This is a genomic window from Leifsonia xyli subsp. xyli str. CTCB07 (assembly GCF_000007665.1).
Taxonomy (GTDB): Bacteria; Actinomycetota; Actinomycetes; order Actinomycetales; family Microbacteriaceae; genus Leifsonia; species Leifsonia xyli_C.
On sequence record NC_006087.1, the window covers coordinates 2,227,649 to 2,250,748 of the forward strand.

Annotated in this window: 20 protein-coding genes and 1 pseudogene; 13 read left to right on the top strand and 8 right to left on the bottom strand. The window is 68.8% G+C overall.

Annotation, left to right across the window (positions count from 1 at the left end):
- Positions 1 to 153 precede the first annotated feature (153 nt).
- Positions 154 to 327 carry a hypothetical protein gene (locus LXX_RS14505; RefSeq protein WP_155806820.1) on the top strand — a complete coding sequence of 58 codons (174 nt, stop codon included), beginning with the start codon at positions 154 to 156 and terminating at the stop codon, positions 325 to 327.
- Between the two features lie 258 nt (positions 328 to 585).
- Here LXX_RS14505 and LXX_RS10675 read toward each other — a convergent pair whose 3' ends face one another.
- The 4 genes from LXX_RS10675 to LXX_RS10685 all read right to left on the bottom strand — a co-directional run bounded on the left by LXX_RS10675 (position 586) and on the right by LXX_RS10685 (position 4,245).
- Positions 586 to 1,041, bottom strand: coding sequence for a hypothetical protein (locus LXX_RS10675; protein WP_041767147.1), 456 nt, complete (start codon positions 1,039 to 1,041; stop codon positions 586 to 588).
- Positions 1,042 to 1,147: 106 nt separating this feature from the next.
- Positions 1,148 to 1,687 carry an alpha/beta hydrolase gene (locus tag LXX_RS16905; protein WP_370558452.1) on the bottom strand — a complete coding sequence of 180 codons (540 nt, stop codon included), beginning with the start codon at positions 1,685 to 1,687 and terminating at the stop codon, positions 1,148 to 1,150.
- Positions 1,579 to 3,114: an alpha/beta hydrolase gene (locus tag LXX_RS16310; protein WP_141692839.1), complete on the bottom strand. Its 1,536-nt coding sequence runs from the start codon at positions 3,112 to 3,114 to the stop codon at positions 1,579 to 1,581. The genes LXX_RS16905 and LXX_RS16310 overlap by 109 nt, the downstream gene beginning before the upstream one ends.
- Before the next feature lie 480 nt (positions 3,115 to 3,594).
- On the bottom strand, positions 3,595 to 4,245 hold the full coding sequence (locus tag LXX_RS10685; RefSeq protein ID WP_011186841.1) for an RNA polymerase sigma factor: 651 nt from the start codon (positions 4,243 to 4,245) through the stop codon (positions 3,595 to 3,597).
- A 365-nt stretch (positions 4,246 to 4,610) separates the two neighbouring features.
- Between LXX_RS10685 and LXX_RS10690 the strand changes: the two genes are divergently transcribed.
- The 3 genes from LXX_RS10690 to asnB all read left to right on the top strand — a co-directional run bounded on the left by LXX_RS10690 (position 4,611) and on the right by asnB (position 9,713).
- Positions 4,611 to 6,755 carry an ATP-binding protein gene (locus LXX_RS10690; protein ID WP_176714812.1) on the top strand — a complete coding sequence of 715 codons (2,145 nt, stop codon included), beginning with the start codon at positions 4,611 to 4,613 and terminating at the stop codon, positions 6,753 to 6,755.
- A gap of 361 nt (positions 6,756 to 7,116) precedes the next feature.
- The gene (locus LXX_RS10695; RefSeq protein WP_011186843.1) at positions 7,117 to 7,617 is read left to right on the top strand and encodes a hypothetical protein; all 501 of its coding nucleotides are present in this window, start codon (positions 7,117 to 7,119) and stop codon (positions 7,615 to 7,617) included.
- A gap of 257 nt (positions 7,618 to 7,874) precedes the next feature.
- Positions 7,875 to 9,713 (top strand): asparagine synthase (glutamine-hydrolyzing), encoded by a 1,839-nt coding sequence (gene asnB / locus LXX_RS10700; protein WP_011186844.1) that lies wholly within the window; start codon positions 7,875 to 7,877, stop codon positions 9,711 to 9,713.
- A 9-nt stretch (positions 9,714 to 9,722) separates the two neighbouring features.
- Here asnB and LXX_RS10705 read toward each other — a convergent pair whose 3' ends face one another.
- A complete protein-coding gene (locus tag LXX_RS10705) occupies positions 9,723 to 10,136 on the bottom strand; it encodes a hypothetical protein (RefSeq protein ID WP_041767814.1) in 414 nt (137 codons plus the stop codon).
- A 128-nt stretch (positions 10,137 to 10,264) separates the two neighbouring features.
- On the opposite strand from LXX_RS10705, the gene LXX_RS10710 reads away from it, so the two are divergent.
- The 6 genes and pseudogenes from LXX_RS10710 to LXX_RS15890 all read left to right on the top strand — a co-directional run bounded on the left by LXX_RS10710 (position 10,265) and on the right by LXX_RS15890 (position 15,148).
- Positions 10,265 to 10,525 (top strand): LapA family protein, encoded by a 261-nt coding sequence (locus LXX_RS10710; protein WP_041767817.1) that lies wholly within the window; start codon positions 10,265 to 10,267, stop codon positions 10,523 to 10,525.
- Between the two features lie 25 nt (positions 10,526 to 10,550).
- Positions 10,551 to 10,715 carry a hypothetical protein gene (locus LXX_RS14515; protein ID WP_011186847.1) on the top strand — a complete coding sequence of 55 codons (165 nt, stop codon included), beginning with the start codon at positions 10,551 to 10,553 and terminating at the stop codon, positions 10,713 to 10,715.
- Positions 10,716 to 10,809: 94 nt separating this feature from the next.
- Positions 10,810 to 11,850, top strand: a complete 1,041-nt coding sequence (mgrA, locus tag LXX_RS10720) for an L-glyceraldehyde 3-phosphate reductase (RefSeq protein WP_011186848.1) — start codon at positions 10,810 to 10,812, stop codon at positions 11,848 to 11,850.
- A 259-nt stretch (positions 11,851 to 12,109) separates the two neighbouring features.
- Positions 12,110 to 12,556 (top strand): hypothetical protein, encoded by a 447-nt coding sequence (locus LXX_RS12895; RefSeq protein ID WP_050737931.1) that lies wholly within the window; start codon positions 12,110 to 12,112, stop codon positions 12,554 to 12,556.
- A 135-nt stretch (positions 12,557 to 12,691) separates the two neighbouring features.
- Complete coding sequence (locus tag LXX_RS10725; protein ID WP_050737932.1) at positions 12,692 to 13,741, top strand: hypothetical protein; 1,050 nt, start codon at positions 12,692 to 12,694, stop codon at positions 13,739 to 13,741.
- 106 nt (positions 13,742 to 13,847) lie between these two features.
- Positions 13,848 to 15,148 (top strand): annotated as a pseudogene (locus LXX_RS15890) (WecB/TagA/CpsF family glycosyltransferase).
- A gap of 168 nt (positions 15,149 to 15,316) precedes the next feature.
- Here the strand turns inward: LXX_RS15890 and pip are convergent.
- The gene (gene pip / locus LXX_RS10735) at positions 15,317 to 16,276 is read right to left on the bottom strand and encodes a prolyl aminopeptidase (RefSeq protein ID WP_011186851.1); all 960 of its coding nucleotides are present in this window, start codon (positions 16,274 to 16,276) and stop codon (positions 15,317 to 15,319) included.
- Positions 16,277 to 16,323: 47 nt separating this feature from the next.
- Here pip and LXX_RS10740 point away from each other — a divergent pair, with 47 nt between their 5' ends.
- A complete protein-coding gene (locus tag LXX_RS10740) occupies positions 16,324 to 16,860 on the top strand; it encodes an AAA family ATPase (protein ID WP_011186852.1) in 537 nt (178 codons plus the stop codon).
- A 64-nt stretch (positions 16,861 to 16,924) separates the two neighbouring features.
- Here the strand turns inward: LXX_RS10740 and LXX_RS10745 are convergent, their stop codons facing one another.
- Entirely contained in the window at positions 16,925 to 18,991 is a 2,067-nt protein-coding gene (locus tag LXX_RS10745; protein ID WP_011186853.1) for an acyl-CoA dehydrogenase, read from the bottom strand.
- 205 nt (positions 18,992 to 19,196) lie between these two features.
- The gene (gene recQ / locus LXX_RS10750) at positions 19,197 to 21,230 is read right to left on the bottom strand and encodes a DNA helicase RecQ (RefSeq protein ID WP_041767820.1); all 2,034 of its coding nucleotides are present in this window, start codon (positions 21,228 to 21,230) and stop codon (positions 19,197 to 19,199) included.
- A gap of 17 nt (positions 21,231 to 21,247) precedes the next feature.
- Between recQ and LXX_RS14520 the strand changes: the two genes are divergently transcribed.
- Both LXX_RS14520 and LXX_RS10755 read left to right on the top strand, forming a co-directional pair.
- Positions 21,248 to 21,394 carry a hypothetical protein gene (locus LXX_RS14520; protein WP_155806821.1) on the top strand — a complete coding sequence of 49 codons (147 nt, stop codon included), beginning with the start codon at positions 21,248 to 21,250 and terminating at the stop codon, positions 21,392 to 21,394.
- 137 nt (positions 21,395 to 21,531) lie between these two features.
- Positions 21,532 to 23,079, top strand: a complete 1,548-nt coding sequence (locus LXX_RS10755) for an amino acid permease (protein ID WP_011186855.1) — start codon at positions 21,532 to 21,534, stop codon at positions 23,077 to 23,079.
- Positions 23,080 to 23,100 lie beyond the last annotated feature (21 nt).

Here is a 23,100-nt window from a genome sequence, read left to right on the forward strand (position 1 = left end):
ACCGTGGTCGCCCTGCGAAACCGTGACAACATCGACACACTGACTAGCCGGACATAGAGTAAATAATGCTCGTTTTTTGAGTATAATAACCGTTCGTGTCAGAGCGCACCAGTGGTGGGGTGTCCATGACTATGGCGCGTCCAGAAATCAACCGTGAGCAAGCGCAGCGAGCGGGCCCCGACCGTCCACGTTGCGGACGGTCTCGGTGTGAACATCACTCACGTCATCCGCGATCCGGCCCTCGCCTATTTCGACCTCGGCGCGAGTCGATCCGCTCACACGGAAGAGAGTCCCCCTCTCACAAGTTCGCCTCTCCCGCTCTGCTGAACGGCTAGCGAACACTTGCTCCTCGCTCCACACCGAAAACCCTCACGAACCGCGCTGCGCCAGCTGAGCGAGGCGCTCACTGCGCCGCCGACGAGGGACCCGCTAGCGACATGAGCACCGTACCGATGCCGATTCCGGTCGCTGCACCGCTCCGCTCACCGTCTCCCACGCCCGGGACATGTCACGGGTCGACACCGTCCAACGGCGCGGATGTGGAGGGGGATGAGGGAGCAAGGGTGTTCCACTGCTCCCACGGAATCACACCCTCATCCCCGGGAGGACCTTCCCCCGGTCCCGCTCCGCCTGATCCTCCTCGTTCAACTCCCAGAAGTCCCCGGGAGAGCACCGCGCCAACGCGCCAACGTTGTCGGAAGCGTTCGTATCGAAATCAGCACGGAGCACCGGACCGCCCGACCCATACACAACCGGACCCCCTTGATCCGAAATCCGCACCTGCATCCCCAACGACTCCCAATACGCCGCAACCCGCTCAGCGTCCCCGGCATGATCCGTCCCCCGCGGGGCCCAGTGGTCGTAACTGTAGCTTGCCCCCAGCACACCCCCACCAAGCCCACACTCATCCGCTGCCGCCACACCGTTGCGTGGCCACCACCCGGTGACCTCAAGTTGTTTCGTGGTCCCGATGACGAACTCCACCACCGCGTCCCGACCCTCCCGCGGCGTCAACGCCTTCTCCGCTGCTTTCGACGTCATACTCGTCCTCGTTCCTTTCCCTGCCGGCCCGCTCCCCGAACAGCCGACCACTCCCGCGCCGAGAGCGACCACCGCGAACACGACCGCACAGACCCGAACACCAGCCCTAGCCAACAAAAGCACCCCTTCTCATTCCCTCTTGCAAACCCTTCTGAACATTCGTCGGCCCCAAAGGCGCATACGGTGTCATCGACCCGGTCTCCCCGGAAACCGCCCGGGCCGTGTTCGCCAACGACTCCGTCTGCCGGTCGAGATACCCCTCCTCAGCACCGTCATCGCTCATCAACGGACTGTGAATTTCGGTCACGATCCGCCCGGCATCGCCGCCGGTCTCGACACCGAAGGTCTTCGCACCGAATTCGGGGGCCATCGGGTTCACCCGGTGGTCACGACTGCTGTCTCGACCCACCCACGCCCACTGATCCCCGCTCTCCCGCTCCCCGGGAAACTTATCCCGCGCATGACCCGAATACACCGCCCCCGCGTTCAGATCCCCCACCGACCGAACACTGTCCGGCAACCCCGCCGACCCCAACGTCACAAACGTGTCCACCCGCACCCCGGGCTGGGAGAGCGCGACAGTGGCAGTGGTCGTACCGTAAGAGTGAGCGACCACCGACAACCGTGGCAGGGAGGCGGCGCGCACGGCGGACAGACCCCCCAGCGCCGACACCAGCTTGTTACCCCCCCGACCGCCCGGTTGACGTTCAGCACCCCGAAGTCCGGATCCCCGACACTCGGCGACGGCGGGGTCTCGTAGCCGATCCAGGCGACCACCGCACTGCCCTCGGGAAGAAGCGCGCGCAGGTTCTGTGCCGCTTTCGCCCACCCCGTCATCCCCCGGGTCGTGGTCCCCATCCCCGGAACGGCGTAACTCACCGTCGTGGCCGTATCCAGATCCCCGACCGCGACCGCCGCCAACGGCGGACGATCACCCGTCAACACAATCAGAGAACGAGACGCCCATGTCGCTGTCCTTTGCAGGGCGGTGCGGATGTTCTTCAGCGCTTTCAACTGCTCCTCGCTGTCTCGGAGGGTTTGTTTCATCGCCAGCACCCCAGGCAACAGCGGCCCGTTCACGACCGAGCTATCCCCAACACGGGCCTTCAACCCGGCGATCTGCTTCTCCAACCCCGCGATCGCAGCAACCAACGCACGCCGATTCGCCTCATCCCTCGCCCCATACGGGATCCCCTCGAGGTTCCCGAACAGGACAGGGAATGCGGCCAGCAACAACTCCTGACGCGCCGAGAAACCACCAGCACCCACCGCACCCAACCCCAGACCGTGCCACCAGGTGTTGACCGCCACCGGGTCCATAGACAGCAACCGGGCCTGCAGACCCGGAGACGCCGCCAACAACACCCGCAACTCCACCACGGTCAACGACGCGAACGCACCCAGCAAACCGTCATCGCTGAGCGGACGCACCACCGTCGCAACAAGATCCAGAGCACGATCCGAAACCGTGCCACCAACGGCAGCATCGAACGCCGCAGCAACCCGCTCAACCCACACCGCATCAGCACGGCTCTCCGCCAAAAGCCGCTCAAACCCATACAAAAACGTCGCCGACTCCACCGGAACCCACGAACACGACGCCACAAACGCCGACCACGCATCCCGCAACACCGCCAACCGCCGCTCCATAACAAGAGTGCTCGCACGAGTCTGCGACACAAACACCCGCAACCGGTCCGGAACCGCCGAACTCCTCCCCAAGGACCCCCCACCCGAAGTGCGCTCCCGCTCCCGCGGTGAGAAGGCAGCCGAGACCACCGGCGGTCGCACCACCACCTCCGACGGCCGGGGATCGAAGAACCCATCAATACCAGCACCGACCACACCCACCACGTCCGCAGTCACACGACGACGCTCACGCACCGCCTCCCGCTCACGCCACCCCGCCAGATCTCTCCGCCGCTTCTCCTCCTCCCGCGCCCTAAGCACCGCAACCTCGACCTGCTCAGCCAGGCCATACAACACACCAGCAAGCCTGCCCCGATCCGCCGCCTCGATGAAGGAGCACGGCAGCCGCAGCAAACAGACCCGCGTAACGACCCGAGAAATCATGCGCGGCCGTCTCCACAGCCCCCCGACGAAGAACCCCTCACCACGAAGCTCCTCATCCAGCCCACGACACACACGAACCAACACCAACGCCACGGCCTCATCAAACCAAACCACCAGCCGAACCCCCCTCAACACCCCCGAACGGCAAACACACTACCCAACAAAAATCACAAGTATCAACCAGTCACGTGCCTGTCACCAGGCCGACGAGGGTCAACGGGCCGCAGCAGCCGTCTCCGCAGTTCGGCACCTCGACGGCGGCGCAGAGAGTCACCCGGCTGCCAGAAACCCGCAGCCGGCCGCACCCCCGCTCTTCGGTCTCCCCGGGAACCGACACCGGAGCATGACATTCACGGGCTTGAGGACCGGCCCTCGGCTGCCTGTTTCGCCGAGGGCCGGCCGGCTGGGGGGAACGAGCGGCACAGCCGCTTCGCGCTCAATACAGGAGACAGACCACGGCGACGCCGATAACGCACCGGCTCAGGCGGCGAACCCGACAGGGATGAGATCGGGGTCGATGCCGACGTGGTCGCGCCGGGCGAGTTCGCGGAGAAGGCCCCGGCGGGCGCGATAGGCGAGCTGTGCCACGACGCTCGGGGAGACGCCGAACGTCGCGGCCAGTTCGGCCGCGGACATCCCTTCGACCTCGCTGTGCCAGAGGACGGACTGCCACCGCTCGGGGAGCTCGCGCATCGCGTCCCACACTCCGGAGTTCTCGAGGCGGGGCGAGACGGCGGGGTCGGCGGACGATCCCCCGGCGTCCAGACCGGAGCCCTCGATGTCGTCGTAGGGGATCTCGCGCGCCCGCCGGGCCGCGTTGACGGCGATGTTCTTGATCGTGGACGCCAGGTAGCCGCCGAAGTTCCGCTTCGGGCCTTTCCCCCGGCGCAGCAGGTCGAAGATGCGCGTGAAGGCTTCGGCGACGAGGTCGTCGGCTTCGATGGAGCGCGTGGTGCGCATCGCGATGGTGTAAGCGCGATTGCGGTGCCGCGACCAGAGCTCGCCATAAGCGCTGGTGTCGCCGGCGCGGACCCGCTCCAGCAGGCGACGCTCCTGCTCGCAGGCGCCCGCCAGAGAGGAATGGACGATGGGGGCGGAGGCCGAGCGGCCCACCAAATCAAGCTGAGGCATTTCGGATCCCTCGACACTCCATTCGAGTGCGGCCCGAGGCCGCACTGTTCGGGTAGTTCACCAAAAATGCCAACGGGGGTGTGAGAAATCCCGCGTAGTACTACCTGATCGGCTACGCGAGTATGCGCCACGCCTCACCGCTCCCGCGCCGACGGCGGCTCAGGGCGCGCCGCCCCCAGAGCGGGGGCTGAACCGGGTGAGTTCCTTCGCAGTTCGGCTTCCCGGGAGCAAGAATGGTCTCACCTTCACAGGGATGACAGATGAAACAGCTAGGTAACATCTCAGATTTTCTCAGCACGAGCCCGCTCGTCGGAAGACGCTCCGAGCTCCTCAGCGCCCTCGCCCTGTCCGAAGCGTCGCGCCTCGTGACCGTCACCGGCCCCGGCGGGGTGGGCAAGACCCGCTTCGCCCTCGAGCTGGTCGGCCGGTTCTCGCAGCGCTTCGCCCTCCCGGCCTGGGTGCTCCCTCTCGCCCGATCGGTCGACCTCGACGACGGGATCAGCGCCACGCTGCGGCAGATCGGCCAAGACTCCGCCTCGCTGATCGACTACCTGGCGAGCCGGGAGGCCGTCCTGGTCGTGGACAACTGCGAACATCTCCTCCCGGAGTGCCGCGAGCTCATCGGTCATATCCGCAAGCACTGCCCGTCTGTCCGGGTGATTGCGACCTCTCGCGAGCATCTGGGCATCGACGGCGAAGCCATCTTCGCGCTCCCGGTCCTCGGCCTGAAATCCGCGGCCGTCGCCGGAGACGAGACCTCCGACTCGGCCCGCCTCTTCCTGATGCGGGTCGCCGCCCGGAACCCGGGAGTGGAGCTGGAGTCCGACCTCGGCACCGTCGAGCAGATCTGCTCGCGCCTGGACGGGCTTCCGCTCGCGATCGAACTCGCTGCCGCGCGATCGGCGCTGTTCTCCCCAGCGGAACTGCTGGAACGGCTGGAATCGCCTCTGAGGCTGCTCGCGGCGGACCGCGGGCGCTCGGACCGCAACGCATCGATCCGCCGGTCGATCGGGTGGAGCTACGATCTGTGCGCTCCGGACGAGAAACGGGTCTGGCGGTTCCTCTCGGTCTTCACCGGGCACATCCCCCTCTCGACCATCGAGTATGTGGCCCGGCGGGTCGCCCCGGACGTCGAGAACACGCTCGATCTCGCCCAGTCGCTCGTGGACAAATCCGTGCTCAGCACGAACCGGGATGAGAACGGCGTGTGGTTCTCCCTCCTGGTGCCCCTTCGCGAGTACGGGCGTGAGGCCCTGGAGTCCGCCGGCGAAGACGCCCTCGCCCGCCGCATCCATCTGGACCGCTGCATCGCTCTCGTGACCGAGGCGGAAGCCAAGTGGGCGAGTGCGCGGCAGCGCTCCCTGCAAGCGCAGATCTCCCACGCGATCCCCGACGTCCGTTCGGCGATCGACTTCGCCTGCGCGGACCCCTCGCTCCACCGGAGCGGCCTCGATCTGCTCGTGCCGCTGTGGCGGCAGCTCTGGGTCACCCGCGACCGGCTGGGAGAGCTCATCGGCTGGCTGGACACGGTTCTCTCTGGAATGGCGGAGACAGACGAGACCGTGGTCGAGGCCCTCCTCATGCGCGCCTACTTCGCCGGCATCGCCCAGGGCATTCCGGCCGCCGCGCCGCGTTTCGCCGCAGCGCTCCAGCGGGCGGACGAGATCGGGTACGCGGACGCGCACCTCCTCTACGACATCGGGATGGCCAGTCTCCTGCCCGACGGGGACGAGGCCATCAGGCTCTACGAACGGTCTCTGCCCGCAGCGATGAAGAATCCCCGCATTCTCCTGGGGACCAGAATCCAGCCGCTGCTGACGCTGATGCACGACCGGCTGGGGCACCGCGAGCGCGCAGAGGAGCTGACGAAGACGTTCGTCGAGCGCTCGACGTTCACCGGAGAGGTTCTCGACCGCTCCTATCTGATGTTCGGACGCGGTGTGAACGCCCTCACCCGCGGGGAGGCGCAGACGGCCATCGACTTCGCCGAGGAGTGCGTCCGCCTCACCCAGACGACGCTGACCCACGACACCGGCGCCAGTCTGGAGACGGTCGCCGGCGGCCTCGTGGAACTCAGCGACCCCGTCGGCGCCGCCCGGGCGCTCGGGATCGCGGACGCAGTCTGGGACACGATCGGCCGGCACTCCGTGAACTTCCTCCAGCGACCCGCCGACCGCGCACCGATCGAGGCCGCCGTCCGAGACGCCCTCGGGGACGAGGTTTACGCCGCCGAGACCTCCGCCGCGCGGGCGGCCCCCCTCGCCGAGTCTTTACGGAGGCTGCTCGGGGCGGAGGGATCGGAGCCCCGCGAAGCCGAGGACGGTCTGACCCGGCGCGAGCGGGAGATCCGCCGACTGGTGCGGGAAGGGCTCAGCAATCGCGAGATCGCCCTCCGCCTGACGCTTTCGGTCCGCACCGTCGAGGGGCATGTGCAGAACACGCTCGTCAAACTCGGCTACGAGTCCCGGAAGCACCTCATCGCCAACGAGTCGCGCCGCCGGACAGAGTGACAAGACACCCCGGCGGGAGGTGGCGCGCCTCCCGCTCTCGCCGCGACCGCCGAGCGGCGCCGAGGCGCTCTTCCCGGCCGGGAAACGCGTCCGTCCGCAGCAGCGGCGACCGACACGCGATGACCGGGCCCGGCGTGAGCGGCACAGCGCGCTTCCACCTAGCCGGCCGCGCATTCCACCCTCACGTCACAGAGCGGCCAAGAAGTCTGCGCGGCCAAGCGCTCCGCCGGAATCCGATCCCCTTTTCCGTGTACTTATTCGGTGTACTTAGAGAGGGCTATCGCCTGTCATAATCATGGTCAAAATCCCGTTTTGGATAAGGGGAACCTCCATGATTCATTGATGATGAAGGAACAACACCATGAAAACGATCGATCTCTCCCGAATGGCTCTCTTCCCCCGGAAGAAGAGCCTCGCCTGGCTCGTCCCCGCCGCCTGCGCCGTCGCGCTGGTCGCGGTCGTGGGATCGGCGAGCAGCGCGTCCGCCGCCGCCCACACGGTGGCCGGCGGCGGCCACAGCAGTGTACTGGCGTCCCAGGACACCGCCCGCGGTGACAACGGAAACGGCCCGCTCGGCAACGACAGCACCCCGACTCCGACCCAGATCATTTCGGCAGTGCGCGGGCCGGACGGAATCACGATCGCGGGCTGGGCGCCGCCCGGCGCTCGGCTGAAGACGACGAACGATCCGGATTACGGATGGTTCGACCCGGAAGGCGGGATCACGTACGCCCGTGCGGACGGCTCCTTCACCCTTGTCACGAAGCGGACCGTCAACGGACAGGCTGCGGTCAAGTCCTACGACCCGAACACGGGCGAAGCGATCAGCGACTCCAACGACATTCCCGTGACCGCCCCCTAACGGAAGGCCACTCCTCACTGACTCGCCCCGGCTTTTCGTGAGACAGACCCTGCCAAGGGGTTCTGCCTCCGGACACGGCGGGGCGAGATCCGTTAAGCGCTCAGCCCCGCCTCGGCGCGCTCCGGGGCAGACGCCCCAGGACGCCAGAAAAACACATATTATTCTGACCTCGAATCCACCGGGCCGGCGCCTGCCGGACGAGCAACCGAGAGGGACGAGACCCCCGGCCGATTCGCCGAAAAGAAAGGACGAATTCCATGTGTGGAATCGTCGGCTGGGTCTCCTTCGATCGGGACCTGACAGAGCACCGCGAAAGCGTGGACGCGATGACAGCGACCATGGCTTGCCGTGGACCCGACGCCGAGGGGGTGTGGCTCGACAGGCACGGCGCGCTCGGCCACCGTCGCCTGGCCATCATCGATGTCGAGGGGGGAAGCCAGCCCATGTCGGCCCACACGGACGATGGCGCGGTCACCCTCACCTACAGCGGCGAGGTCTACAACTTCTCCGAGCTCCGGGGGGAGCTGATGCGTCGCGGGCACCGGTTCGAGACGCGCAGCGACACCGAAGTGGTGCTGCACGGCTACTTGGAGTGGGATGAGGCTGTCGCCGAGCGTCTGAACGGAATGTACGCCTTCGCGATCTGGGATGCGCGAGCGGAGAAGCTCGTCATGATCCGGGACCGAATGGGCGTCAAGCCGCTCTACTTCTTCACAACCGATGACGGGGTGCTGTTCGGCTCTGAGCCAAAAGCGATTTTGGCCCACCCGCTGGCGGACCGCGCCGTCGACCTCGACGGTTTGCGTGAGGTGGTCAGCTTCGCGCAGACACCGGGAAGCGCGGTGTGGTGCGGAATGCGTGAGATCGTCCCCGGTGGGGTGGTCACTGTCTGTCGCGCCGGCCTCCGGGAGTATCGCTACTGGACGCTGACCACCCGGCCGCACACCGATGACCTGCCGACGACCATCGCGAGGGTGCGCTCGCTGCTGGAGGACACCGTCGGCCGCCAGCTGGTCTCAGACGTGCCTCGCTGCACCTTGCTTTCCGGGGGATTGGACTCGAGCGCGATCACCGCGTTTTCCGCAGCCCAGCTTGCCGGCCACGGAGAGAAGGTGCGGAGTTTCGCAGTCGACTTCGTCGGGAGGGAAGACGATTTCGTCGCGGACGACTTGCGCTCCACACCGGACGCACCCTACGCACGGGAAGTCGCTTCGCACGTCGGATCGCAGCACGAGACGATCGTGCTCGACAACGATGCGATCGCCGATCCCGCCGTGCGGCGGGCGGTGATCGCTGCGCGCGACAACCCTCTGAGCCTGGGCGACCTGGACGCTTCGCTCTACCTGCTGTTCCAGGCTATCCGCGCACACTCGACGGTCGCCCTCTCCGGAGAGTCCGCCGACGAAGTGTTCGGCGGATATCGGTGGTTCCATCAGCCCGAGGTTCAGGCCGCACCGACTTTTCCGTGGATGGCTCTCCCCGTCAGCGGTTCGCCGACGCGAGTCCGAGACCGTTTCACCGCCAAGATCACCGCCGCCCTCGACCTCCCCGCTTACCTTCGCGAGCGGTACACCAGCGCGATCGCCGAGGTCCAGCCGCTCGAGAACGAATCCGCCCACGAGAGGCGAATGCGGGAAATCTGCTACCTGCACTTGACCAGGCTCGTCCGGATGCTGCTGGACCGCAAAGATCGGATCAGCATGGCCGTCGGGCTCGAAGTCCGCGTCCCCTTCTGCGACCACCGGCTGGTGGAGTACGTCTACAACGTTCCCTGGGCGATGAAAACCTTCGACGGCCGGGAGAAGAGCCTGCTGCGCGCCGCCACCGCCGATCTGCTGCCGGAGTCGGTGCTGCAGCGCACGAAAGCTCCCTACCCCACCACTTCCGATCCCGGCTATGCCCGCACCCTGATTCAGCAGTCCCGGGATCTCCTCAGCGCCGACGATCGGGTCTTCGGCCTCGTCGACCGGGGGCGGCTCGAGGAGATTACGCGACAAGACCCGGCGACGATGACCTTGGATGTGCGCAACGGCATGGAAACAGCGCTCGACCTCAGCACCTGGCTGGAGATCTACCAGCCCGAACTCCGGATGTGAACGAGCACGTCAGCGTCCGACCGCGCTGCGCAGCATCGCGGCGATGCGCTCCCTGTCCACGGCGTCCATTGCGACCACCGCGAAGCCGACCGGCCAGACAGCGCCGTCGTCGAGCTTGGCCGCCTGCTGGAACTCGATGGTGGCGTACCGGGTCTTGAACTTTGCGCTCGGTTTGAAGGCCACGACGGTCTTGCCGTCGGCGCCGTCGTAGGCGGGCATCCCGTACCAGGTCTTCGGAGTCAGAGAGGTGTTCTCCTGGACCAGTTGATGGAAGGCCCCGGCAAGCTCTCTGTCGGCGGCGGTCATCGCGGCGATGGCGGCATCGCACGCTGCGGCGGCGTCTGCGCCCTGTTCGGCGGCCTTCTTCTCCGCAACGGCAGCCTTGAGCGCCGCCCTCTCCTCTTTGCTGAACGCCGCAGCCATGATGTCTCCCTGTCCGTGCGAGCTACGACCACTCTACGAGTCCGGGCAGAACCGCTCGAGCGCAGGCCGAACAGCTCGAAGCGGATCGGGCAGTGCGCGCGAGCCACCGGTGCCGCATACTTTCGAGTATGAGCAGGTCAGCACCGCAGAGCGATGAGAACGCCTTCGTCCGATTCCTGAAGCGCAAATGGCTGGCGATCGCGCTGGTCTTGCTCCTCATCGTGGTGGCCCTTCAGAACGCCATCGGGAACGACCAAGCCACCCTGTTCCTGCTCTGGGCGCAGCTGGCGATGCCGACCTGGGCGCTGGTGCTGATCGTGTTCGCGATCGGAGCGATCGCCGGCTGGGTGTTCGCGCGCAACCGCGCTGCCCGCAAGAACCGGCGTTGACTCACGCCCCGCAACGAGGTTGGCTGTGACCATGGTCGCTCTCATCGTGATTCTCCTCGTCGTGTGGGCCGCGCTCGCCATCCTCGGCTTCGCCGTCAAGGGGCTGCTCTGGCTCGCCATCCTCGGGCTCGTCTTCTTCGTGATCACCGCGATCGTCGGCTGGCTGCGCCGCAGCGCAAGCGGCTCCTGAGCGGCACAGGTCCGGCGGAGTCCGGCACGGGCCCCGCCGGTCGGTTCACGGCGCGCTGGTGGACTTCCTCGCGCAGACCCGCGAACCTAGTGGTATGAGCTACGACCCCTCCCCCACCCGCTACGACCGGATGCTGTACCGCCGCACCGGGCGCAGCGGCCTCGACCTGCCCGTGCTCTCCCTCGGCCTGTGGCAGAACTTCGGCGACGACCGGCCCCTCGAGACGCAGCGCGCCATCGTGCGCCGGGCGTTCGACCTCGGCATCACCCATTTCGACCTGGCGAACAACTACGGACCACCGTACGGTGCGGCGGAGACCGCCTTCGGCCGCATCCTGAAAGAGGACCTCCGGCCGTACCGCGACGAGATCGTCCTCTCCTCGAAGGCCGGCTGGGACATGTGGCCGGGGCCGTACGGGCAGGGCGGCGGCCGGAAGCACCTGCTCGCCAGCCTCGACCAGTCGCTGAGGCGGCTCGGGGTTGACACTGTGGACATCTTCTACTCGCACCGGCCCGACCCGAGCACGCCGCTGGAGGAGACGATGGGCGCGCTCGACACTGCGGTGCGCAGCGGCAAGGCGCTGTACGTGGGCATCTCGTCCTACGGCCCGGAGGAGACCCGGCGGGCGGCGGAGATCCTGAGCGACCTCGGGACGCCGCTGCTCATCCATCAGCCGTCGTACTCGCTGCTCAACCGGTGGATCGAGACGGAGGGGCTGCTGGACACCCTCGGGGAGCTGGGGGTCGGTATGATCGGCTTCACGGCGCTGGCGCAGGGGATGCTGACAGACAAGTACCTGGGCGGCGTCCCTGCGGGCTCCCGCGCGGCGGCCGGTGGCTCGTTCGACGCGAGCTGGCTGACCGGCGAGGTGGTCGAGCGCCTGCGCGCGCTGGCGGGGATCGCCGCGGCGCGCGGTCAGTCGCTCGCGCAGCTCGCTCTCGCCTGGGCGCTGCGGGACGACCGCGTCACCTCGCTCGTGATCGGCGCGAGCAGTGTCAGCCAGCTGGAGGAGAACATCGCCGCCCTCGGAAACCGGTCGTTCACGCACGAGGAGCTGGCCGCGATCGACCGGCACGCGGTTGACGCGGGCGTCGACCTGTGGGCCCGTGCGCGGCGCGGGGAGCGGCAGCAGTAGCGGCGATGGCTCTCGACGGCGGTTCGGCCCCTCCTGTGCGGGGGCAGCGCTGGCAACAGCCGCTGTTCCCGCGGACGCCGGTCTCCCCGGACAAGGGGGCGGAACAAAAGGAGTAGCCTGGGCTTGCCGGGTCAGTCCGGCCGCTGTACAGGTCCGGCTCCGTCCCGGACGTGCGAGCCTCCGAAGCGCTCCCCCCGGGGCCACCCCGAGGACTTGGTTGCCTGGGGTCGTTGTCTCGGACCGGTGAGAAATGATGGTTATGAGCACTGTCGCCGATCGCAGGAAACGCGTCATTCCCGGACCGGCGACCGCGATCCGGACCCGGACCCGGACCCGGACCCGGACCCGGACGATCGCGGTCACTTTCGGCCTGATTGCGACCGCCGTCAGCGCCGCCGGAAGCGGGGTCTCTTCACTCTGGGGCGACGAGGCCGCCTCCCTCCTCTCCGCCCAGCGCCCGCTGCCGAGTCTGCTCCGGATGCTGACGCACGTCGACGCGGTTCACGGCCTCTACTATCTCGGTCTGCACGGCTGGATTCGCCTGGTGGGCGAGAGCCCGTTCGCGATCCGGTTCCCCAGCGCGATCGCGATCGGGCTGACCGTGGCCGCCATCACCGTGCTCGCCAGCCGTCACGCCGGTCCGATGGCGGCGATCGCGGCGGGCGTCGCCGGGACGGTGCTCCCCCGGCTCACCTACGCCGGGTAGGAGGCGCGATCGTTCGCGTTCACGGCCGCCGCCGCGGGCTGGCTGACGCTGCTGCTGGTCTGGCTGATCGACGTCCGGGGCCGGGACGCTCCGGCGCGGACACAGCGCTGGCGCTGGGCGCTGTACGCGGCCGGGATGACCGTGGCGTCGTACCTCTTCCTCTACTTCGCATCGATGCTCGTGGCGCACCTCGGCATCCTGGTCTTGGCGCGGGCCTCCCGGCCGGTGCTGCGGGCGTGGGCGATCAGTGCCGGGGCGGTGCTGCTCATGCTCTCCCCGCTGGCGCTGCTGGCGTTCTTCGAGCGGCGGCAGATCGCCTACCTCGGTGGAGAGACGCTGAATCCGCAGCAGTTCCTCGCCGAGCCCTGGTTCGGAACCGTGTGGGACACGATGGCGGCGTGGGCGGCCATTCTGCTGGCGCTGGGCAGCGGTCTGGTCCTCTGGCGGCGGGCGGGCGGGCAGTTCCGGCCCGGGTGGATGACACCGCCGGCGAAGGCGGAGACCGAGCCACCGCAGACGGCCACGCTCTCGACGACGGTCGTGGCCGGATGCTGGCTCGTGCTGCCGACCGCGGTCCTGCTCCTGGCCAACCTCGCCTTCCCGCTGTACACGCCGCGCTACTCCACGTTCACGGCGCCCGCGGCGGCGCTGCTGGTGGCCGAGGGCGTTCTGCTCGCCGCGCGTGCGCTGGCGTCGCGCTCGCACGTTCCGATGGCCGTTGTGGCGGGGACGGGACTGCTGGCGTTCGCCGCGATCTGCCTGCAGGCCTACCTCTCGCAGCGCGGACCGTACTCGAAGGCCAACTCGGATTGGTCGGAGGTGAGCGCGGCCATCGGCGAGCACACTCGCCCAGGCGATGCGTTCGTGTTCGACGAGTCCACGCGGCCGTCGCGCCGCCCGCGGCTCGCGGCCCGCACCTACCCGGCTGGCTTCGCTGCGGTGAAGGACGTGACGTTGCGGACCCCGTTCGCGGAGAACATCGGCTGGGAGGACAAGGCCTACTCGGTGCCGGAGGCCGCAGCGCTCGGCCGCTTCGACGGAGTGCACCGGGTGTGGCTGATCGAGGACGACCAGGATGGGAACCTGAGCGACTACGGGCTGGCCGACCTGGAGGCGCTGGGCTTCGAGGAGACCGGCCTGCGCATCCCGACCCACCGGACCCTGCTGATCGAACTCTCCCGGTAGTCTGTATATGTTCTGCTGAGAATAGGTACACAAATACTTAGTTTAGTATTCTTGTGGGGTGAAAACCAGCACACCCGAAACCTGGCCGATCATCCGCACCCCCGCGATGACGATCGATCTGCTCGACCGTCACGACGCGCTCGCCCTCATTCACGACCGCGCCCAGGACAGCGACCGCGCGCCGCTCGCGGTCGTCTCGGCGAACCTCGACCATGTCCACCACTTCGGGCGCAAGGACCGCTGGGCCGGCACGATCGGCGGCTCCGACGACCTCGGCGGCGAGGACGCCGTCGAGTGGGTCACCCTCATCGACGGGGCCCCGATCGCCCGGCGGCTGACCAGGCGCGACGGCCTCTCTGTGGCCTTCATCGGCGGCAGCCAGGAGACGCACGCCCAGCTCGCCGCGCGATTCCGCGCCGAACGCCCCGGCCTGCGCGTCACCGGCTTCTGGGCGCCGCAGCGAGCCGAACTGGCCGATCCTCCGGCCTCGCGCGCCATCGCCGCGGAGATCCGTTCGGCCGGCGCCGACATCCTGGTGGTCGGCATCGGAAAGCCCCGGCAGGAGCTCTGGATCGCCGAATACGGCACCCTGACCGGCGCGCGGGCACTGCTCGCGTTCGGCGCGTGGTGGACTTCCTCGCGGGACGCGTCCAGCGCGCTCCGGGCTGGGTCGCGAAGATCGGCATGGAGTGGGCGTGGCGGCTGATGCTCGAACCGCGCCGCCTCGCCCGCCGCTATCTCGGACAAGGACCGGCCGCCTACCGGGAGGTGCGCAGCTGGGTGGACGAGGAGACCGCCGCAACGACCGCGCTCTCCCCCTCCTACAGCACCGGGCGGCTCGCCGTCGCGATCGTGACCGACGGACGGAGCGATGCCGCTGCGCTGACGGACGATCTGCGCGACCGGGAGGGCATCGCGCCCGAGCGGGTGCGCGTGATCGACGGGACGCACGGGTTCGCCGCGGCTGTGGAGCACGCCGTCGCCTCCGCCGGCGACGCCGAGCGGTTGCTGGTGATCCGTCACGACCTCCGGCTGGACGGCGAGGCCGTGGCCGCCCTGAACCGCCGCATGCGCGCGAGCGGCGCAGGCATCGTCGTCCCCCGCATCGAGACGGCGGAAGGCCAGACAGCGCAGTCGCTGCTGCGCGATCCGACGCCCTGGCGCGCTCTGGGCGATGCGATGCTCGGCGAGCGCTTCCCGAACCGCCCCCTGTCGCTGAGCGGTGTGGACCGGGACGCTGAGAGCTACGCTTTCGCGCATCCGGTCAAGGCCGCAGACGAGGCCACACTGCTCATCCATGTGCCGACAGCGAAAGCCGCGGGCCGCTGGGACGGGACGTTCCGCGGAATCCGAGAGCAGGGCACGACGGTCTGGTACGAGCCCGCCGCGACCGCGCGACCCGCCTGACGCTCGCTTTCACGCCGGGCAGCGGCAGGAGAAGCCCGCACGGACGATTCGCGCTCGACGCGGAAGCGGAGGGGATTTCCAGGAGTCCGCGGCGGCGGCCGGCGCTCTGTAGCGGGCATCGCCCCCGGCGCGAAAGCCAGCGCGCTGGCCGGCTGACCGCGGGCAGCGTTACGACGCCGCGAACCGGTCGGTCGCCTCGATCAGCGCGTCCAGGACGCCCGGCTCGTCGAAGGCGTGCCCCGCGTCCGGGATCATCCGGAACTCGGCCTGCGGCCAGGCCCGGTGCAGCGCCCACGCCGTCATCGGCGGCGTACACGCATCGTACCGGCCCTGAACGATGACACCCGGGATGCCCGCCAGCCGGTGGGCCTCCCGCAGCAGCTGATCCTCCCCGAACCAGCCGGCATGGGTGAAGTAGTGGTTCTCGATCCGCGCGAAGGCGATCGCGTGCTTCTCCTCCGTGAAGCTGGCGACCAGCTCCGGCCGGGGCAGCAGGGTGATCGTGGACGACTCCCACCGGGACCACGCGACGGCGGCCGGCCCATGCACCGCCGGGTCCGGGTCGGAGAGCAGCCGGCTGTACGCCTGAATCAGGGTGCCACGCTCCTCCACGGGAACGGGCTCCAGGAATCCCTCCCACAGATCGGGGAACAGGGCCGACGCGCCGCCCTCGTAGAACCAGTCCAGCTCCTCCGGCCGCAGGGTGAAGACCCCGCGCAGCACCAGCTCCGTCACCCGTTCGGGATGCGCCTGCGCGTACGCCAGCGCCAGGGCACTCCCCCACGAGCCGCCGAACACCTGCCAGCGCTCCACCCCCAGGCGCTCCCGCAGCCGCTCCATATCGGCGACGAGGTGCCACGTGGTGTTCGCCGCGAGATCGGCCTCCGGCTCGCTCGCGTGCGGGAGGCTCTTCCCGCAGTTCCGCTGGTCGAACAGGACGATGCGGTACTTCGCCGGATCGAACAGCCGCCGGTGCGCCGGGGTCGTCCCGCCGCCCGGTCCGCCGTGGAGGAACACCACGGGCTTCCCCTCCGGGGAGCCGCTCGTCTCCCAGTACACCTGCTGTCCATCGCCGACATACAGCATCCCGCTGTCGTACGGCTCGATCTCGGGGTAGAAGCTGCGCATGCACCGACCGTACCGGATCGGAGCGTCTGAACCGTGAGACTTGAGGGATGGACAGCATCTTCCTCAACGGCACGGTCGGTTCGGGCAAGTCGACGCTCGCCCACGCACTCAGTTCCCTCGAACCCCTCGTTCACGCCGTTTTCGATCTCGATGAGATCCGGCGGCTGAGTCCGGCGCCGGCGAATGACCGGTTCAACCATGAGCTCGAGCTTCGGAACCTGCGGAGCCTCGCTGCGAACTACCGGGCAGCCGGAGCCGAACGGTTCATCGTTGCCGGAGTGATCGAAGACCCTGCTGAGATCCATCGCTTTGTCGAGGCTCTGGGCTCCAGCGGCATGTTCCGCTGCCGGCTGACGGCCAGGGCGGAGGTGCTGGAGGCACGTCTCCAGTTCCGGCACCGCGACGACAGCGCCGGGCTGGACTGGCACCTTGCGCGTGCCGGTGATCTGGAAGCCATCCTCGATCGCTCTGCCGGAGACGACCTCGTGCTCGATCCCTCTGAGGCTTCGCCAAGCGAACTCGCGAGAAACGTTCGCGTCACGGCCGGCTGGGAGGCCGGGCCGGACGACGAAGGCGACTCCTGAGGCGCTCGCAGCGAAAGAAGCCACGATGGCGACCTCTCCTCTTCCGCGAGGGCCGGTCCGGGCCTCAGCGGCTCTCGTTCGCCGCCTTCTCCTCCACCGACAGCGTCCCGTCTTCGCGGCGCGAAGCGTAGTATGCGCGCGCCTCAGCCTGACGTTCCGCCTCCGCACCGGTCGCGATCTCCGCGCGGACCAGCTCGGGGCCGTATCCGAAGGCGTCCACCAGGTCGATAGCGTGCGGGCGGATGCGCGTCAGCAGCCGGCCGATGTAGGCGGTGACGGCCTGGCCGCGCTGCGGAGAGAGCCGGCCGTTGACGAGATACCAGGCGAGGCGCTTCTCGATAAGGCCGAAGCCGAACAGGTCGCGGAGCCAGGTGAGGACCTGCTTGGTGCCGGCGTCCCGCGTCTGCTCCAGGGCGTCCGTGAAGGACTCCCACTGGAGCAGCTCGCCGTGGGCCTGCGCCGCCTCGATGAGCTCGTTCTGCTGCGAGTTGAACAGCTCGGCTGCTGCCTTCCTGTCCAGCTTGGACGCGGGGCGCAGGTGCCCGGCGATCTGGGAGATCATCGTCTCCACCCGGTCCGTCAGCAGCTCGCGCTGGGTCGCCGGGTCTTGCAGCCAGGTGACCGAGCGCGCAGTGGAGCCGACGTCGCGGACCGTCTGGGCCACGCTCCGGAGACCGCTGCCGTGGTAGACCCGGTCGGCCGCGTGGGTGACGACGTAGCGGGCCAGCGCTCCCGCGTCCGCCTGGGCGAACTTGCGGCTGACATCGGTGAGCAGCCGCTTCGCGACGAGCTGGAGGAGGACGTTGTTGTCGCCCTCGAAGGTGACCCAGATGTCCAGGTCCTGACGCAGCGAGGTGATCCGGTTGGCGGTGAGGAAGCCCGCGCCGCCGCAGGCCTCGCGGGCCTCCTGCAGCGTGTCGAGCGCATGCCAGGTGCTCAGCGGTTTCAGCGCCGCGGCGATGGTCTCGAGGTCCTGACGGTCGGCGTCGGTCGCCACCCGCCCGCTGAACACGTCGTCGAACGTGCGGAGGAACATCTCGTGCGCGAAACTCGCGGCGTAGGTGGTCGCGAGCAGCGGGAGCAGCCGGCGCTGGTGGCGCTGGTAGTCGAGGATGACCTCCTCGTCGGTGTCGCTCCCCGCGCTGAACTGGCGGCGCTCGTTCGCGTAAGTGAGGGCGATCTTGAGGGCGATCTTCGCGGCGATGGTCGCGGAGCCGTCGAGCGAGACGCGGCCCTGGACGAGCGTCCCGAGCATGGTGAAGAAGCGGCGGCCGAGGCTCTGGATGGGCGAAGTGTAGGCGCCGTCCGCTGCGACATCGCCGTAGCGGTTCAGCAGATCGGTGCGCGGGATGCGGACGCCGGTGAAGTGCAGCCGGCCATTGTCGATGCCGTTGAGCCCGCCTTTCTGGCCGTCGTCCTCGCCACCGACACCGGGCAGGAAAGCGCCGGCGGCGTCCCGGATCGGCACGTAGAACGCGTGGACACCGTGGTTGACGTTCCGGGTGACGAGTTGAGCGAACACGACGGCGGCCGTCGCATCCACGGCGGCGTTCCCGAGGTAGTCCTTCCACGCCCCACGGAACGGAGTGTCGATGACGAACTCCTGCGTCTCCGGGTCGTAGGTCGCGGTGGTCGCGACGCTGGCGACATCCGAGCCGTGCCCGGTCTCAGTCATGGCGAAAGCGCCGGGCACCTCGAGCGACATGATGCCCGGCAGGTACTTCTTGTGGTGCTCCTCGGTGCCGAGGTGCAGCACGGCAGCGCCGAACAGGCCCCACTGGACACCCGACTTGATTTGCAGCGACGGGTCGGCCGCGACCAGCTCCTCGAAAGCGGCGATGTTGCCGCCGTGGTCGTCGGCGCCGCCGACGGACGTCGGGAACGCACGATGCACCTGGCCGTTCTCGACGAGCAGCTTCAGCTGGCCGGACACCCGCTTGCGGTGCTCCGCGACAGACAGCCCCTCGACCTTCTGCACCTCAGGACGCTTCGCCAGCTCGCGCGAGGCGAGCCGGATCTCGGCCCACTCGCCCAGCAGCTGACGGCCCAGCGCCTCAACATCGACGCGGGGCTCTGGGGCCGGGACGGAGCCAGAGAGCTTCGTGGCGGCACGCTCGGCAGTATCGCCCATGAGTCTCCTCTTCACTGTCTTGGGGTCAGAGTCACAGTACGTCGGCCGGGCCGGGGAGTGGAAACCATCGGTGCTCCGCCACAAACCCCACCCGCAGCGGTCGGGCGACCGTTGCGGGAAGCTCCAAAACGGGACATCCGCACCCGATGGATGCCGATTACCCGTGCCTGTGAACAGGGGTTCGGCTGAGCACGGCCCTCACTCGCTACTCGCGCCCGGCCACCACATCCAGCAGTGCCTGCCCATAGGCTTCCCGCTTCTTCGCGCCGATTCCGGTGATGCCGTCCAGCTCGCCGAGGCTCGCGGGCCGGGCCGCGGCGACAGCGCGGAGGGTCGCGTCGCCGAAGACGATGTAGGCCGGGACCCCCTGCGCCTTCGCCTCCCCCGCCCGCCACGCCCGAAGGGACTCGAACAGCGGCTGATCCGCGGGCGGCAGCTCGCTCGGCGCGGCGGCCCGCGGCCCGCGCGCCGCGCGCTCCGGCCGGTCCGGCTCACGGCGCAGCACCACCTCGCGGCCGCCCGCCAGCACGGCGGCGCTCTCCGGGGTGATCGTCAGCACGCCGTACTCGCCTTCGGGTTTCAGCAGTTCGAGCGCGATCAGCTGCCGCGCCACGCCGCGCCACTGGCTCTCGGAAAGATCCGCGCCGATGCCCCAGGTCGTCAGCCGGTCGTGCCCGTACTGGTCGACACGCGGCGTCCGCTTGCTGCGCAGGATGTCGATCAGGTGCCCGGCGCCGAAGCGCTGATTGCGCTCCCGATGCAGCCGGACGACCGTGGAGAGCAGCTTCTGGGCGGGAACCGTGCCGTCCCAGGTCTCCGGAGGCATGAGGCAGGTATCGCAGTTGCCGCAGGGACCGGAGCGCTGGCCGAAGTAGCCGAGCAGGTTCACGCGGCGGCACTGCACGGTCTCGCAGAGCGCGAGCATGGCGTCCAGGTGCTGCGTGAGGCGGCGACGGTGGGCGAGGTCGCCCGGGGAATCGTCGATCATGCGGCGCTGCTGCACGACATCCTGCAGGCCGTAGGCGAGCCACGCGGTCGAGGGCTGGCCGTCCCTCCCGGCGCGGCCGGTCTCCTGGTAGTAGCCCTCGACGGATTTGGGGAGGTCGATGTGCGCGACGAAGCGGACATCGGGCTTGTCGATGCCCATGCCGAACGCGATGGTCGCCACGACGATCACGCCGTCCTCGCGGAGGAAGCGCGCCTGGGTCCGCGCGCGCGTCTGCGCGTCGAGCCCCGCGTGATAGGGCAGCGCCGTCAGCCCGCGTCCGGCGAGGAACTCGGCGGTGCGCTCGACGGAGTTCCGCGAGAGCGCGTAGACGATGCCCGCCTCGCCCGGGTGCTCCCCCGAGATGAAGTCGAGCAGCTGCTTGCGCACCTCGGCCTTCGGGACGATGCGGTACTGGATGTTGGGCCGGTCGAAGTCGGAGACGAAGTGCCCGGCCCCCTCCAGCCCGAGCCGCTGCGCGATCTCCCGGTGCGTCGCCTCCGTCGCCGTGGCGGTGAGGGCGATGCGCGGGACTCCCGGCCAGCGCTCGGCCAGTTCGGAGAGAGCGAGGTAGTCGGTACGGAAATCGTGCCCCCACTGGGAGACGCAGTGCGCCTCGTCGATCGCGAACAGAGCGACGCGACCGCGTTCGAGGAACCGCTTCGTCGGCTCCGAGGAGAGCCGTTCGGGAGCGACGTACAGGATGTCGAGTTCGCCCGCGAGGTACGCGCGCTCGACCGCCGAGCGCTGGGCGGAGTCCTGCGTCGAGTTGAGGAACGCGGCCCTGACGCCGACCGCGGTCAGCGCGTCCACCTGATCCTGCATCAGCGCGATGAGCGGGGAGACGACGACGCCGGTGCCCTCCCGCACAAGAGACGGGATCTGGTAGCAGAGCGACTTCCCGCCGCCGGTCGGCATGAGCACGAGGGCGTCGCCGCCCGCCGCCACGCGGTCGATGATCGCCGCCTGGTCGCCGCGGAAGGAGTCGTAGCCGAACACACGCCGCAGCGCCTCGGCCGGGGTCGCGAAGCGGGCGGGCGCGGGGACGGGCGACCCGGCGGGCGGGCGGGCGGCGGCAGCGGTCCGGGCGGCGGGAGCGCCGGGTCCTGCACACACGAAGGGAATCCCGGCGTACGGGTCCTCGCCGGGGTATGGGTCCTCACCGGGGTATGGGTCCTGGGCGGCGAGGGGCGGCGGCTCCTCGTCCAGCGGGGGCGCGTCCCGGTCGTCCGGGACCCAGGTGTTCCAGCTCATCCCCCGATCGTAGCGACGTGCGCAGACTGCGCGAGCCGGACGCCGGCGGCTGTGGACGGCTCCACCGCATCCACAGCGCCACACCGTCGTCCCTGCGCCGGCGCATCGTGGCCAGAACCCGCGAGGGCGCCCCGTCCGCCCACCGCTCGGCCGGAAACCGGTGACGTCGGCGGCGCTGGGTCCGGGATCGTGCGGAGCCGGTGAAGCGGGTGAGGCCCGTGACCGCAGTGGCGACAGCGGGGGCACTGAGTGCCATTTGAGTGTGGCGGGACGGCGTTCCCCCGGGAGAGGATGAGGACCCATGACGACATCGCACGATCCGGCCGACGAGCTGGAGAACCGGCTCGAACACCTCGGCGACGTGAGCCAGGCCGTCCAGGACTTCGCCAGCGAGCAGGAAGGCTACCGCAAATCCCTCTCCGCCCGGCAGGTGCAGATGATCGCGATCGGCGGCGCGATCGGCACCGGCCTGTTCCTCGGCGCTGGCGGCCGGTTGCAGCAGAGCGGCCCCCTCCTGGTTTTCGTGTACGCGGTGTGCGGGTTCTTCGCCTTCCTCGTGCTGCGCGCTCTGGGCGAGCTGGTGCTGCACCGGCCGTCCTCCGGATCGTTCGTCTCCTACGCACGCGAGTTCTTCGGGGAGAAGATGGCGTACGTCGCGGGCTGGATGTACTTCCTCAACTGGGCGATGACCGCAATCGTCGACTCCACCGCCGTGGCCCTCTACGTGAAGTACTGGAGCCTGTTCTCGAGCGTCCCCCAGTGGCTGCTCGCCCTCATCGCCCTGGTCATCGTGGTCAGCCTGAACCTCATCTCGGTGAAAGTGTTCGGCGAGATGGAGTTCTGGTTCGCGCTGATCAAGGTCGGCGCGCTCGCGACCTTCCTCGTCGTCGGCATCGTGGTGCTGGCGGCGGGATGGCCGACCGACCTCGGCCCGACCGGCATCCCGATGCTCGCGGAGAACGGCTGGCTGCTGCCGAACGGCATTGCCACGATCGCGATGGCTATCGTGCTGGTGCAGGGCGTGGTGTTCGCCTACGCGGCCGTCGAACTCGTCGGCATCGCGGCGGGCGAGACGGAGCACCCCGAGAAGATCATGCCGCGGGCCATCAACAGCGTGGTCTTCCGCATCGCGGTCTTCTACTGCGGCTCGGTCCTGCTGCTCGCACTGCTGCTGCCCGCGAGCGCGTACAGCGGAAGCGAGAGCCCGTTCGTCACCTTCTTCAGCCACTTCGGCGGGCCCCAGCTCAGCGCCGTGGTCGGCTCCATCATGAACTTCGTCGTGCTGACCGCGGCCCTGTCCAGCCTGAACGCCGGGATGTACTCCACGGGCCGCATCCTGCACTCGATGGCCCAGACCGGGGCGGCGCCGCGCTTCACCTCGCGGATGAGCAAACAGGGCGTCCCGTACGGCGGCATCCTGCTCACGGCGGCCATCGGCGTCTTCGGTGTCTTCCTGAACCTCGTGGTGCCGGCGCAGGCTTTCAACATCGTGCTCAACGTCGCGGCGCTCGGCATCGTCACCAGCTGGGCGATGATCGTCCTGTGCCAGATGCGGCTACGCCGCTGGTCGCTGCGGGGCACGATGAAGCGGCCGGCGTTCAGCCTGATCGGCGCGCCGTTCACGGCGTACCTCACGCTGGCCTTCCTGCTGGCGGTGCTGGTGCTCATGACGTTCGACTACCCCACCGGCACCTGGACCGTCGCCTCGCTCGTGGTGATCGCGCCGCTCCTGGTGATCGGCTGGTTCGCACAGCGGGGGCGCATCCTCGCGATCGCCGCCAGGCGCGAAGGCCACACGGGAGCGTACCCGGTGATCGCGGCGCGCCCACTGCGGCGAGAGCGGGAATGACCGGACGGCACAGCCTCCCCC